This is a genomic window from Enterobacter cloacae complex sp. 277I4 (genome assembly GCF_050031465.1).
Classification (GTDB): Bacteria; Pseudomonadota; Gammaproteobacteria; order Enterobacterales; family Enterobacteriaceae; genus Enterobacter; species Enterobacter cloacae.
This window is the reverse complement of the sequence record NZ_JBLGWC010000001.1, coordinates 1,803,189-1,816,315: the sequence shown is the minus strand read 5'-3', so window position 1 is coordinate 1,816,315 and position 13,127 is coordinate 1,803,189. Positions and strand designations below refer to the sequence as shown.

General features: G+C 59.3%; 13 protein-coding genes and 2 pseudogenes. 8 read left to right on the top strand and 7 right to left on the bottom strand.

What is annotated here, in order from left to right; translation table 11 throughout:
- The first annotated feature begins 19 nt into the window (after window positions 1–19).
- Genes hpxW through hpxZ form a run of 4 tightly spaced genes read left to right on the top strand, consistent with a single transcriptional unit; the run spans window position 20 to window position 3,579 of the window.
- Window positions 20–1,603, top strand: coding sequence for an oxamate amidohydrolase (gene hpxW, locus ACQG19_RS08650; protein ID WP_246931469.1), 1,584 nt, complete (start codon window positions 20–22; stop codon window positions 1,601–1,603).
- Window positions 1,604–1,613: 10 nt separating this feature from the next.
- Window positions 1,614–1,802, top strand: coding sequence for an oxalurate catabolism protein HpxX (hpxX, locus tag ACQG19_RS08645; protein WP_045902785.1), 189 nt, complete (start codon window positions 1,614–1,616; stop codon window positions 1,800–1,802).
- The gene (locus tag ACQG19_RS08640) at window positions 1,799–3,196 is read left to right on the top strand and encodes an AtzE family amidohydrolase (RefSeq protein WP_246931470.1); all 1,398 of its coding nucleotides are present in this window, start codon (window positions 1,799–1,801) and stop codon (window positions 3,194–3,196) included. The genes hpxX and ACQG19_RS08640 overlap by 4 nt, the downstream gene beginning before the upstream one ends.
- Entirely contained in the window at window positions 3,193–3,579 is a 387-nt protein-coding gene (hpxZ, locus tag ACQG19_RS08635) for an oxalurate catabolism protein HpxZ (protein ID WP_013097228.1), read from the top strand. Before ACQG19_RS08640 ends, hpxZ begins: the two co-directional genes overlap by 4 nt.
- A 281-nt stretch (window positions 3,580–3,860) precedes the next feature.
- On the opposite strand, the gene ACQG19_RS08630 is transcribed toward hpxZ, so the two are convergent.
- Window positions 3,861–4,067 carry a DUF4926 domain-containing protein gene (locus tag ACQG19_RS08630; RefSeq protein ID WP_010429419.1) on the bottom strand — a complete coding sequence of 69 codons (207 nt, stop codon included), beginning with the start codon at window positions 4,065–4,067 and terminating at the stop codon, window positions 3,861–3,863.
- Window positions 4,068–4,076: 9 nt separating this feature from the next.
- Window positions 4,077–5,207, bottom strand: coding sequence for a DUF6883 domain-containing protein (locus ACQG19_RS08625; RefSeq protein ID WP_246931475.1), 1,131 nt, complete (start codon window positions 5,205–5,207; stop codon window positions 4,077–4,079).
- Between the two features lie 106 nt (window positions 5,208–5,313).
- On the opposite strand from ACQG19_RS08625, the pseudogene ACQG19_RS08620 reads away from it, so the two are divergent.
- Window positions 5,314–5,511: pseudogene (locus ACQG19_RS08620) on the top strand (AtzH-like domain-containing protein); the annotation flags it as partial.
- 42 nt (window positions 5,512–5,553) lie between these two features.
- Here ACQG19_RS08620 and puuE read toward each other — a convergent pair.
- From puuE to ACQG19_RS08605, 3 genes and pseudogenes are all read right to left on the bottom strand, one after another.
- Complete coding sequence (gene puuE / locus ACQG19_RS08615; protein WP_246931626.1) at window positions 5,554–6,453, bottom strand: allantoinase PuuE; 900 nt, start codon at window positions 6,451–6,453, stop codon at window positions 5,554–5,556.
- Window positions 6,371–7,246, bottom strand: a pseudogene (gene hpxA / locus ACQG19_RS08610) (allantoin racemase). The gene puuE and the pseudogene hpxA overlap by 83 nt, the downstream one beginning before the upstream one ends.
- On the bottom strand, window positions 7,246–7,962 hold the full coding sequence (locus tag ACQG19_RS08605; protein WP_013097231.1) for a GntR family transcriptional regulator: 717 nt from the start codon (window positions 7,960–7,962) through the stop codon (window positions 7,246–7,248). Before ACQG19_RS08605 ends, hpxA begins: the two are co-directional and overlap by 1 nt.
- A 144-nt stretch (window positions 7,963–8,106) precedes the next feature.
- On the opposite strand from ACQG19_RS08605, the gene ACQG19_RS08600 reads away from it, so the two are divergent.
- Window positions 8,107–9,615, top strand: a complete 1,509-nt coding sequence (locus tag ACQG19_RS08600) for an NCS1 family nucleobase:cation symporter-1 (RefSeq protein WP_038419053.1) — start codon at window positions 8,107–8,109, stop codon at window positions 9,613–9,615.
- Window positions 9,615–10,931, top strand: a complete 1,317-nt coding sequence (guaD, locus tag ACQG19_RS08595) for a guanine deaminase (RefSeq protein ID WP_058678392.1) — start codon at window positions 9,615–9,617, stop codon at window positions 10,929–10,931. Before ACQG19_RS08600 ends, guaD begins: the two co-directional genes overlap by 1 nt.
- Here the strand turns inward: guaD and uraH are convergent.
- On the bottom strand, window positions 10,911–11,234 hold the full coding sequence (uraH, locus tag ACQG19_RS08590; RefSeq protein WP_058684555.1) for a hydroxyisourate hydrolase: 324 nt from the start codon (window positions 11,232–11,234) through the stop codon (window positions 10,911–10,913). The two genes, guaD and uraH, sit on opposite strands and share 21 nt — an antisense overlap.
- Window positions 11,231–11,731, bottom strand: a complete 501-nt coding sequence (gene uraD / locus ACQG19_RS08585; RefSeq protein ID WP_045295752.1) for a 2-oxo-4-hydroxy-4-carboxy-5-ureidoimidazoline decarboxylase — start codon at window positions 11,729–11,731, stop codon at window positions 11,231–11,233. The genes uraH and uraD overlap by 4 nt, the downstream gene beginning before the upstream one ends.
- 240 nt (window positions 11,732–11,971) lie before the next feature.
- On the opposite strand from uraD, the gene hpxO reads away from it, so the two are divergent.
- Window positions 11,972–13,126 carry an FAD-dependent urate hydroxylase HpxO gene (gene hpxO, locus ACQG19_RS08580; protein ID WP_057072079.1) on the top strand — a complete coding sequence of 385 codons (1,155 nt, stop codon included), beginning with the start codon at window positions 11,972–11,974 and terminating at the stop codon, window positions 13,124–13,126.
- Window position 13,127: the final 1 nt, after the last annotated feature.

Below are 13,127 nucleotides of genomic sequence, written 5' to 3'. Positions count from 1 at the left end.
AGGGTTATGAGGACTGTTCATGCAAAGTAATGTCTCCGTACACGGAATGGCGGTTGCCCCCCATCATCTTGCCAGCCAGAGCGCGCTGTCTGTGCTGCGCGATGGCGGTAGCGCGATTGAAGCGATGGTCGCGGCAGCGGCCACCATTGCCGTGGTCTATCCCCATATGAATGGCCTGGGCGGCGATGGCTTCTGGCTTATCGTGCCCCCCGGCGGCGAACCGATTGCCATCGATGCCAGCGGCGCGGCGGGATCGCTGGCGACGCTTGCCGCCTATGGCGATCTGGCGCACATCCCCCACCGCGGCCCCCGTGCGGCGCTGACCGTGGCGGGTACCGTCAGTGGCTGGGCGGAGGCGCTTAAAGTCTCACACGCGCTGACGGGCAACGCCCTGCCGCTGACGCGCCTGCTGGCAGATGCCATTGACTATGCCCGCAATGGCACGCCGGTCACGGCCTCGCAGGCCACTGCCACCGCCAGTAAATTCGACGAACTGAAAGACCTGCCCGGCTTCGCAGAAACCTGGCTGGTAGACGGCAAACCACCGGAGGTCGGCAGCCGGTTTTATCAACAGGCGCTGGCCTCCACGCTGACGCAACTTGCCGAAGAGGGTCTGGAGAGTTTTTATCGCGGTCCGCTGGCGGCGCGTCTGGCCCGTGGGATGGAGACGCTCGGCCTGCCCATTACGCTGGCGGATTTGAACGCGCATGTCGCCCGGCGCACCACGCCGCTGAAATTAGCGCATCAGCAGGGTGAGGTCTGGAACCTCGCCCCACCGACGCAGGGGCTGGTCTCGCTGGCGATCCTCGGCATCACCGACCGTCTGGCGATGGCCGATGCCGACGACGCCGGGACAGTGCACCGCATTGTGGAAGCCACCAAACTGGCCTTTGGCCTGCGCGATGCCCACATCACCGACCCGCGCGAGCTGAAAACCGATATCCATAGCCTGCTGGATCCTGCGGCGCTTCAGGCGCTCGCCGACCGGGTTGACGATAACCATGCCGCGCCGTGGGGCACCGGCAAAGGCCCTGGCGATACGGTGTGGATGGGGGTGATGGATAACAGCGGCCTGGCCGTGTCGTTTATCCAGAGCATTTATCACGAGTTCGGCAGCGGGGTGGTGCTCCCGGATACGGGTATCGTCTGGCAGAACCGGGGGGCGTCGTTCAGCCTCGATCCCGCACATCTTCTGGCTCTCGCGCCGGGCAAACAGCCGTTCCATACCCTGAACCCGGCCGCGGCGCGTCTGAACGACGGACGGGTGATGGTCTACGGCTCCATGGGCGGTGACGGCCAGCCGCAAACTCAGGCCACGCTCTTTACCCGCTATGTGGTGCAGGGTCTGCCGCTGCAGGAGAGCATCTCCCGTCCGCGCTGGCTGCTGGGGCGCACCTGGGGACAAAGCTCAGACACCTTAAAGGTGGAAGGTCGGTTTTCCCCCGAAACGATCGCGCGCCTGCAGGCGCTGGGTCACGAGGTGGAGATCTTCCCGGACTTTAGCGAAGCCATGGGCCACGCGGGCGCGATTGTCCGCCACCCGAACGGGCTGTTTGAAGGCGCGTTCGACCCGCGCAGCAACGGCGCCGCCGCCGGATACTGAGGAGAAAACCATGACAACACAACAACCTGACTGGCATGCCTACCTGGCGCAGATGGAGGCCGTGCTGGGCGTTGAGCTGGATGACGCCCGCCGCGCGGAGCTTCAGCAGCAGTTTAGCCGCATTGCCGCCATGGCCGCCCCGCTGATGGCGCTGCCGCTTGATGACCGTCTGGAGATCGCAGGAGTATACAAAGCATGAGGCTACACGAGATGAGTATCAGCGCGATCCAGCAGGCACTGACTGCAGGCGAGTTAAGCGCCCGCGAGATCGCCCGTCAGACGCTGGAAGATATTACGCGCATCAACCCGCAGATCAACGCCTGGACGGCGGTTACCGAAGCGCGGATGCTGGCCGAGGCAGAAAATATCGACACCCTGCGCCGGGAAAAGCGCCCCCTGCCGCCGCTGGCGGGCGTGCCTTACGCGGTAAAAAACCTGTTTGATGTGGCCGGGCACACCACCCTCGCCGGAGCCGAGTTGTTCAGCAAGCGAACCGCTGCCAGCGCAGACAGCTTTGCGGTTCGCCAGCTACGCAGCGCGGGAGGACTGTTGTCCGGGATGGTCAATATGGATGCCTATGCCTACGGCTTTACCACGGAAAACAGCCACTACGGCGCCACGCGTAATCCGCACGATCTGACGCGCATTGCAGGCGGTTCCTCCGGTGGCTCTGCCGCCGCCGTCGCCGCCGGGCTGGTCCATTTTTCACTGGGTACCGACACCAACGGGTCGATTCGCGTCCCGGCGTCCCTGTGCGGAATTTACGGCTTAAAACCGACCTTTGGCCGCCTGTCACGCTCCGGCAGCCACCCGTTTGTCGCCAGTCTCGATCATATCGGGCCGTTTGCCCGCCGGGTGTGCGATCTGGCGTCCGTGTACGATGCGCTACAGGGACGAGACACCAGCGACCCTTTTCAGGCAGAGTCCTCCCGCGAGCAGACGCGGCCTTTGCTCGATCGCGGTCTGGATGGTTTGCGCTGCGCCGTCCTCGGGGGCTATTTCAGCACGTGGTGTAACGACGACGCCCGGGAAGCCGTCGCGCGCACGGCACGTGCTCTTGACGTCCAGGAGGAGTTGCAGTTCCCTGAAGCCGCGCTGTCCCGCTCTGCCGCGTTTATCATCAGCGCCTCCGAAGGGGGGAACCAGTACCTGCCGTCACTTCGCCGTGAACCGGAGCGTTTTGAACCACACTCCCGCGAACGCCTGCTGGCTGGGGCAATGATCCCTTCCGCCTGGTATATTCAGGCCCAGCGTTTTCGCGCCCACGCCCGACAGGCCTGTAAAGCGCTGTTTGAGCAGGCCGACGTGCTGATCGCCCCGGCAACGCCGCGCAGCGCCACGACGATTGGCGAGCAGACCATGGAGATTAACGGCGAGCCACTGCCGGTGCGCGCCAGCATGGGGATGCTGACGCAGCCGATTTCATTTTTGGGTTTGCCCGTCACCACCGTTCCGCTACGCACCGCCCAGGGGGCACCGATTGGTCTGCAACTCATCGCAGCGCCGTTTAATGAACAAGCCTGCCTGCGCGTGGCACGGGTCCTGGAAGCGAGCGGGATAACCGATGCTCGTCCTGCGGAGATGGCACAATGATGAATCACGACGACATTAACCTTCCCTGGGTGGTGGCGGACGTCACGGCCGCGTTTTATCGCTATGAAGATGCGCTGGTGAGCAACAACATTGCGGTGCTGGATGAGTTGTTCTGGCACGACAAAAACACGGTGCGACTGGGCGCGGGGGAAAACCTCTACGGCATTGATGAAATCCGCGCCTTTCGGGCGGCGCGCCCCTCCGCCGGGCTGCAGCGGACGTTGCGCAATACCGTGATCACCACCTTCGGAGAAGATTACGCGGTGTGCAGCACCGAATTTACCCGCGAGGGGACGGAACGCATTGGCCGCCAGCAGCAGACGTGGGTGCGGTTTGCTTACGGGTGGCGGATCGTGGCGGCGCAGGTGAGTTTGATGGTGTAATGAAAAGATGCGTAGGGTTGCCTCCATAAGCCACCGCTGAGGTATCCACTCACGGTTGTTTATAGGGTTGCATAAGTCCCTCTGCTTGCTATAGAAAAATCATCGTAGTCATTTTACAAACGGTAGTCATATATCCGGGTGAATAGTCATTCATGACATCATAAATTAACCAGACGCGTCGGGGTATTTACGGGGGAATGCATATGCTTTTGCAGTTCAGGGCGGGAAATCGCCCTGAATGTTTTTTAGCAGTGTACGTAACGAGCGTATGATAAATCAGATCATTCTGGCGGAATATAATCCGTTATTTGCTCAGGTAAAAGAGAAGGCATTGCAACAGTGCGGCCTTCATCATCAACAAATTCAACCATGTAAGCCAGATGTGGTTTTTCATGTATGAATACGATGGCACCTATCATGCCTTTAGTTAACCCTTCATCCGGCAAATCTTCCGCTAACACAACCACTTCAAACTCTTCTCTTCTCATGGTCTGATCTCACTTAACCAAAATCGTCGTCATGCGTGGAACAACAGCATCAGTTTCATATATCCAACCGCTGCGCACTATCACTGTCTCACCGTTTATGCCTAATATCGGCATCTCTACAGCCATTCGCTGCCCGTACTGGTCCGCGTTCAAAATTTTAGCTGGGGCAGTTAGTATGCCCTCTCGGACTCGACCTGCTAACACGTCAGAATTTGTCGGGTTATAACCCAGTGCCGATTGGAATACTCTAGCCTTATGCCCGCCGACTGGGTGGTTAACATCTAAAGAGTAAGTTGATAGTTTTCTGTAATCTACAACGGCGTGTTCGGCATTAAGCAATGTGCCTGACTCCGAGGTAAACCCCTTTAAAGCTGGTGATTCAAACTCTGGGATTTTGCTTAATGACGATAACTTTTCCAGTTCTCCGGGGATGTTAATTTTTCCCATTCTTAGTCCGGCAGCAACAGAAGCGCCAGCAATGATGAGACCTTTGTTGTCCATAATCTGATCGTAACCTGCTGGAGCATCGCCGCCTAGCTGCTGTACGGTCTTATGAAACCCCTCTATGTTGCCGTTGTAGATGCCGCCCGCTGCAAGAAGCCTTCCAGCTGCTTTGTTGTTGATAGTTTTTGTGGCCTGAGCGTGTTGTATCGGGGCATCGTAATAGTGCTCCTTAACGGTCGGAGGCGGCTTCCTGCCCTGGTGTTCGTTGAGGGCATGCTCGTAAATTTGATGCACAACCTGCGGGAAGCTCTCGCCGTAGGTATCCATGAAGCAGTCATAAACCAGATTACCTTCGCCATCAAAGGAGAACGGATTGCGGAACCTATCCCACTTTTCCCCCGTGTCGACGCCGACCATCCAGCCGTGCCCAAGATTCCATTCCACCTCATCATAGAGCTCGTCGAATTCCGACCTGTGCTTGCGTCTGTAGGGCTGCGCCGCATGGCGGTGGTGAACACCTTGCCGCCGTTTCGGGACACTATGACGGTGAAAAGGGTAACGCTGGTCATATTCCAGGTAATCCAGTTCGTAAAATATGCTCGCCATCTCAAGTGATTCACGTGGCGTGAGGATGAACTGAATATCAGCCGGAGCCAGTTTCCGCCTGGCTTCCCATTGCATGTAGAGTGTGAACATCCGGTGTCTGCCTTTCCCTTTAAAATTGCAGGGATTTTCCGGCTAATATGATGAAAAAATCAATCGTTCAGATAAAGAAAGCCTAATGCCCCGTGGTGGGTACACAAGAAAACGGCGAGCGGAGCGACCAACTTCAGGCCGTTCTTTTGGGTTTCAGATTTTGCTTTGGGAGGATAATAGCGTATGCAGCACCGAATTTACCCGCGAAGGGGCGGAACGCATTGGCCGCCAGCAGCAGACGTGGGTGCGGTTTGCTTACGGGTGGCGCATTGTTGCGGCGCAGGTGAGTGTAATGCCGTCGTAGGCCGGGTAAGGCGCAGCCGACACCCGGCACAATACGACACCGCTATTTCTGAAACGGATGCACGTCCCGCCAGTGGTCAGCAATTTGCTGGCGGGTACAGACCCAGACCCGCTCATGCTGCTGCACATAATCCAGGAACCGCTGCAGCGCGTGAAAACGTCCCGGACGCCCCAGCAGGCGGCAGTGCATGCCGATGGACATCATCTTCGGCGCGCTTTCACCCTCTTCATACAGCACGTCAAAGCTGTCTTTCAGATAAGTATAAAACTGCTCGGCGGTATTAAACCCCTGGGCGGTGGCGAAGCGCATGTCGTTGGCGTCCAGCGTGTAGGGCACGATCAGGTGCGGTTTACGGCTGCCATCGCTGCAGGCCACTTCCGTCCAGAAGGGCAAGTCGTCGCCATAGTAGTCGCTGTCGTAGTCAAAACCGCCGTGCTCCACCACCAGCTGGCGCGTGTTGGGGCTGTCGCGCCCGGTGTACCAGCCCGCAGGCGGCTTGCCAAACAGATCGGTCAGCACGTGCACCGCTTTGTGCAGATGTTCCCGCTCCTGGTTGATATCCATGTTCTGATAGTGGATCCAGCGCCAGCCGTGGCTGACCACGTCGTAATCCGCCGCCTTAATCGCCGCGACAATCTCCGGGTGACGCGCCAGCGCCATCGCCACGCCAAAGACCGTCAGCGGCAGGCCGCGTTTCTGAAATTCATGATGAATTCGCCAGAACCCGGCGCGGCTGCCGTATTCGTACAGGGAGTCCATGGACATGTGTTTGTCGGGATAGCTGGCCGCTCCGATGATGTCCGAGAGAAACTGTTCCGACCCGGCATCGCCGTGCAGGACGTGGTTTTCTGCCCCCTCTTCATAATTGAGCACAAACTGCACGGCGATGCGTGCCTGATTCGGCCACTGCGCATGCGGCGGGTTGCCTGCGTAGCCACGCAGATCCCGCGGATAACCCTCTTCAAAAAGCCCCATTGCCACCCCCCAAAAATTAAAATGGATTCAATGCCTGAAAATGTCCGCTTAAGGGTTTGTTCTCCGGGAAGGCCAGATCCCCGTGCTTGCTGGTTGACAGCCCCAGCGCCACCAGCGATTCCACCATCTTCACCGCCGCACTGACGCCGTCGATCACCGGCACGTGCAGCTCGCGCGTCAGCTCCTGGGCGAGCGTTGCCATCCCGCCACAGCCCAGCACGATGGCGCCGCAGCCATCCTCTTTCAGGGCCTGTATACAGCGCGCGCGCACCTTCTCCTGCGCCAGGCCGCTGCCGTCTTCCAGCGCCAGCACCGGGAGATCAATCGCGTGCAGGGCCGCGCAATGATCCTGAAAGCCATACTGCTGCAGCAGATGACGGGCGATAATCAGCGTGCGCGGCAGCGTGGTGACGATGGAAAAGCGCGTCGCCACCAGTGTGGCCATGTGCATGGCGGCTTCGGCAATGCCGACAACCGGCCCTTGCGCCAGCTCGCGCGCGGCCAGCAGCCCCGGATCGCCAAAGCAGGCAATCACGTGCCCCTCCACCCCCTGCTCTCTGCCTTTTTTGACTTGCTCAAGGACACCCACGGCGGCAATGGCTTCATCAAAATGACCTTCGATTGAGGGCACACCCGCACTGGGGCAGACCGCGAGGATCTCCGTGCCCGGCGCAGCCACCGCGCGGGCGGCCGCGCCGATGGTTTCCGTCATCGCGAGGCTGGTATTGGGATTAATGACTTGTATACGGACAGACGACATTACGACTCCTTGTGGCTGGCGAACAGCCGGGCAAAATCGGGCAGGCATTCCCCCGCCCGTTCGAAACAGAGGCTGGCGACGATATGTTCAAAATGGTGCATTAAGGCATCACTCAGGGGTTGCAGCGCTTTCTGACGCAGCAGCTCCACAAGCTGTTCGTGATCATTGCAGCGACACCCCTGACGCCACGGCGCGCCCCAGGTGGCAATCACCAACGAGGAGCGCTGGCTCAGGCGGGTCACCATCTCCGTCAGGACCTGATTGCCGGAGATGGCCTGCAGCTGAATATGGAAATTTGCGGAGTGGCGGATCGCCGCCGGGCCGTCGTAAGCCTCATGCGCCTGCTGCTCCTGACGGATGATTGACGCCAGCGCCGCCAGATGCGGCGGCTGACAGTGCGCCAGTACGTCCGGTAGATTGGCGACCTCCAGCAGCGCGCGGGTGCGAAAGATCTGCCGGGCCTCTTCGACCGTCGGGCTGGCAACGTGTGCACCACGTTTGGGCGTTAAGGTGACCATTTGCACAGCGGCGAGTCGCTGCAGCACCTTACGGATGCCCGTACGGCTCACGCCAAAGACCTCCGCCAGCGCCTCTTCCGGCAATTTGCTTCCCGGCAGCAATTGATGTTCGACAATCGCGGTCATCAGCGCCTGAAAGATGGATTCGTCTTTGTCTTGCAGGTCTGGCGCGGCGTGCAGACTGTTCACGTTGTTCATTAACCACTCCACTTTTTACTTTTCGCTATCGAATCGTATACATAAAAATAAAATATTGCATACAAGATTTATTATTTTGGCCTGAATCCTGCAACACCGTCTGCACTCCCACTCAACGGGTTTTCATTCACAGGAGCAGGTTTCATGCCAAACAGACAAAATATGCAACATGGTACGGCCGCTGATTCCGGTGCGGTATACAGCCCACGGCTTTGCAATGAGGATTTGGCACCGACGCGTGACCAGAACTGGAGCTGGTACAACATCTTTTCTTTCTGGATGTCCGACGTCCACAGCATGGGGGGATACGTGGTCGCCGCGAGCTTCTTTACGCTCGGGCTGGCAAGCTGGCAGGTGTTGCTCTGCCTGCTGGTGGGAATTTGCATTGTGCAGTTGTGTGCCAACCTGGTGGCGAAACCGAGCCAGATGGCGGGCGTGCCGTATGCGGTGATCAGCCGTCAGGCCTTTGGCGTGTTCGGGGCAAACATTCCGGCGGTGATCCGCGGGCTTATCGCCTTTGCCTGGTACGGCATTCAGACCTATCTGGCCGCTAACGCCCTGATGCTGGTGGCGCTGAAGTTCTGGCCGTCGCTCTCGTCGCTCACCACCGGCGCGTTCCTCGGACTGTCGCACCTGGGCTGGGTCTGCTTTGCCATTATGTGGGTATTGCAGGCAATGGTCTTCTGGCACGGCATGAATGCCATCAAGCGCTTTATCGACATCGCCGGCCCGGCGGTGTATGTGGTGATGCTGGCGCTGGCAGGATGGATTGTATACAAGACAGGATTCGACGGGATCTCCTTTACCCTCGCCAGCAAATCCCTGAGCGCGGGCGAGCAGACCTGGCAGATGATCACCGCCACGGCGCTGGTGGTTTCCTACTTCTCAGGCCCGTTGCTCAACTTTGGTGATTTCTCCCGCTACGGCAAAAGCATGGGGGAAATCCGCCGCGGTAACCGCTGGGGCCTGCCGTTTAACTTCCTGCTGTTCTCCATCGTGACTGTGGTGATTGTCTCCGGTACCCAGTCGCTGTTTGGCCGCATGATCACCGACCCAATTGAAACCGTCAGCCGCGTGGGCAACGATCTGGCGGTGGCGATTGGTCTGTTGACCATGATCACCGCCACCATCGGGATTAACATCGTGGCCAACTTCGTCTCCCCGGCGTTTGATTTCTCTAACTGTTCCCCGCAGAAAATCAGCTTCCGCACCGGGGGAATGATTGCCGCCGTCGGCTCGATCCTGTTAACCCCGTGGAACCTGTTTAACTCCCCGGAGCTTATTCATTACACCCTGGATGTGCTGGGGGCGTTTATCGGTCCGCTGTTCGGTATCCTGATTGCCGATTTTTACCTGATTAAGCGTGGCAAGGTATCCGTGGACGACCTGTTCGATGACACGCCAGAAGGGAAATACTGGTACCGCAACGGCTTTAACCCGAAAGCCATCGGCGCGCTGATCCCCTCGGTTGCCGTCGGGCTGGTGATAAGCTTCATCCCGGCGCTGCATGAGGTGGCAAACTTTAGCTGGTTCATTGGCGTGTTCCTTGGCGGGGTAACCTACCGCTGGCTGGCGCGCGAAGAGCGCGAAGGGGCGTCCGCCGCTCACTTCACGGCACGCGAGGCCACGCAAACAATCAGACAGGAGCCGTGATGGATTACCAGACTGCGATACGCGGTGCATTTTTCGATATCGCCCGGGTCTGCGACAGCGCAGACCTGATTGCCGACCATGCGCGCTACCAAGAGGACGGCCTGCTGTTTATTTACCACGGGAAAATCGTGGCGCTCATGGCCTGGCAGGAGGGAGAGCAATATCTTGACCCGCACAAGGGTTACACCGACCTGCGCGGCAAACTGCTGCTGCCAGGCTTTATCGATACCCACGTTCATTACCCGCAGACCGAGATGATCGGCGCCTTCGGCGAGCAGTTGCTGGAGTGGCTGACCACCTATACGTTTCCGGTGGAGAGCCAGTTTGCCGACGAGAGCTACGCAAAAGAGATCGCGGAATTTTTCATAAATCAGCTGGTGAGCCACGGCACCACCACCGCACTGGTGTTTTGCACACTGCATCCGCAATCGGTGGATGCGCTGTTTACCGAAGCATCGCGCCTGAATATGCGCCTTATCGCCGGGAAGGTGATGATGGACCGGCACACCCCGGACTACCTGACCGAAACGGCACAACAGAGCTACCAGCAGACGCGGGATCTAATCCAGCGCTGGCACCACCATGGACGGCTGGGGTATGCCATTACGCCACGCTTTGCACCCACTTCATCACCGGAACTGCTGGCGGCGGTGCGTTTACTCAGAGAGGAGTTTCCGGACACCTGGCTGCAGACCCATCTGAGCGAAAACCCGAACGAAGTGGCCTGGGTTAATGACCTGTGGCCGGAGCATGAACGTTATCTGGATGTCTATCACCACTACGGCCTCACCGGCGAGCGCAGCGTGTTTGCTCACGGGATCCATCTGCACCACAGCGAGTGGCAGTGCCTGCACGACACCGGATCGGCGGTGGCGTTTTGCCCTACTTCCAATCTGTTTCTTGGCAGCGGGCTGTTTCGGTTACCCGCCTGCTGGCAGCACAAGGTGCGAATGGGTATCGGCACCGACGTCGGCGCGGGTACCACCTTCAGCATGCTGCGCACGCTGGGGGAAGCTTACAAGGTGGGTCAGTTGCAGAGCTATCGCCTGCGCGCCAGCGAGGCCTTTTATCATGCCACGCTGGGTGGCGCGCATGCCCTGCGTCTGGATGATAAAATTGGCAACTTCGCTCCGGGCAAAGAGGCCGATTTTATCGTGATCGACCCGGCTGTCACCCCGCTGCAGCGCCTGCGCAGCGGGCGCTGCAAGGATATCTACGAGCAACTGTTTGTGCTGATGACCCTGGGCGACGAGCGTAATATCAGCCAAACCTGGGTCAACGGCGAGCCAGTGTGGTCAGCTGCCGCGGTAGGTTGACCAGCCGCCTGGGGCAATCACAAACGGCAGATGGAAGTGCTCATCTGCCGTTTCGCCGATTAGAAAATCAATCTGAGCGCAGGGATAGAGCGTGTCGCGCCCCGTTTCGCTAAACCAGGCGCCAGTCTCGGCCACCAGCCGATAGCGGCCCGCAGGCAGGACGGGAAAAAATTCGGTGATGCGGCCCTGCGCGTTGGTCACGCCAGTTGCGATGATCTCCGCGTCCTGTTCAAGACGTACCGTCACCCCCTGCGCGGGTTTGCCCGTCGAGATATCCAGAATATGTGTACTGAGCGTGCTCATGCGCCAATGACTCCTTCCAGTCGTAATAAGGTAATTTCCCGCAGCTGATCCAGTGCGGCCTGCACCTCCTGCGCATCGCTGTTTTCCAGCCGCGCGTTCAGGGCCTGGAGGATCTCCTCCCCGCTGCGGCCTTTGGCGCGGATCAGAAAGACGCGCCCGAAACGACTTTCGTAGCGGGCATTGCCTGCCCGCAACGCCTCAGCAAGCCGGGCATCATCATGATTCACCGCTCCCTGCTCCCGACGCGACAGCGCCGCCTCCGCCTGCGTGCCCATGGGCTTCTCACCGATGCGCGGATGCGCGCTCAGGGCCCGCGTGAGCGCGTGTTCATCCCAGCTTTTCGTCAGCGCCTGGGCCGCATCAAAAAGAGCATCCCGGCTCGGATAAGGCCGCCCGGCGACCAGCGCCTCGGCCCAGCCGGGAATGGCCACGCAAGGGTGTAATAGCGTAAGCACCTCTTCGTGACTCCGGTAATTAAAATCGTCCAGCGTTATCATGGTTCCTCCCGTGTCATCATCGTCCCTGAACATTGCACAAAACACGCCACTCTTGCCTGAGACCTGAAACAGTTGATTCCTTAACCCTAAACTGGAAATTATTGATTCATAAAAAGGCATTCCCACCGCGATAACGCACCTTAGCAGTGCAAACATCCCTCCCTCAACGCCCTTTACCCCACTCTGCAGCCTGGTACGCAAATTGCTGATGTTAATGACACCCGGCAAAAGGAGAGAAGCATGAAAGCAATCGTCATTGGTGCGGGCATTGGTGGTCTGAGCGCCGCTGTCGCGCTGGAAAAGGCGGGCATCGACTGTACCGTGTTTGAAGCAGTAAAAGAGATCAAACCCGTTGGCGCGGCCATCTCCATCTGGCCCAACGGGGTGAAATGCATGCAGCACCTCGGCATGGGCGACATTATTGAGACATACGGCGGGCCGATGCGCTTTATGGCCTACAAGGATCACCGGCGCGGCGACACGTTGACCCGCTTTAGCCTGGCCCCGCTGGTGGAGCGCACCGGGGGACGCCCCTGCCCCGTCTCGCGCGCTGAACTACAGCGCGAGATGCTGGACTTCTGGGGTCGCGAGCGGGTGCAGTTCGGCAAGCGCGTCGAACACGTCCGGGAAGATGATGCTGGCGTCAGCGTAACATTTACCGACGGCAGCACGGCGACGGGCGATTTTCTGATTGCCGCCGACGGCAGCCATTCGGCGGTGCGCCCGTACGTGCTGGGGTATACCCCCGAGCGCCGCTACGCCGGTTACGTTAACTGGAACGGACTGGTGAAGATTGATGAAGAGATTGCCCCCGCCCACCAGTGGACCACGTTCGTGGGAGAAGGCAAGCGTGTGTCGCTGATGCCCGTCTCCGGTGGCCGCTTCTATTTCTTTTTTGATGTCCCGCTTCCCCTCGGTCTGGCGGAAGATCGCACCACCCTCAGAGCCGATCTCACGGGTTACTTCCGCGGCTGGGCGCCGCCGGTGCAGAAGCTGATCGCCGCGCTGGATCCGGATACCACCAACCGCATAGAAATCCACGACATTGAGCCCTTCGACAGCCTGGTACGCGGCCACGTGGCGCTGCTCGGCGATGCGGCGCACAGCACCACGCCGGATATCGGCCAGGGCGGCTGTGCGGCGCTGGAGGATGCGGTGGTGCTGGGTGATTGTCTGCGCCAAAACCACAACATTACGCTGGCGCTGCGGCAGTACGAAGCTCTGCGCTGTGACCGGGTACGCGACCTGGTGCTGAAGGCTCGCAAGCGCTGTGACGTCACGCACGGTAAAGATATGGCGTTAACCAGAGCCTGGTATCAGGAGCTGAGAGAGGAGACCGGGGAGCGCATTATCAACGGTCTGTGCGACACCATTCAGGGCGGACCATTAGGCTGAA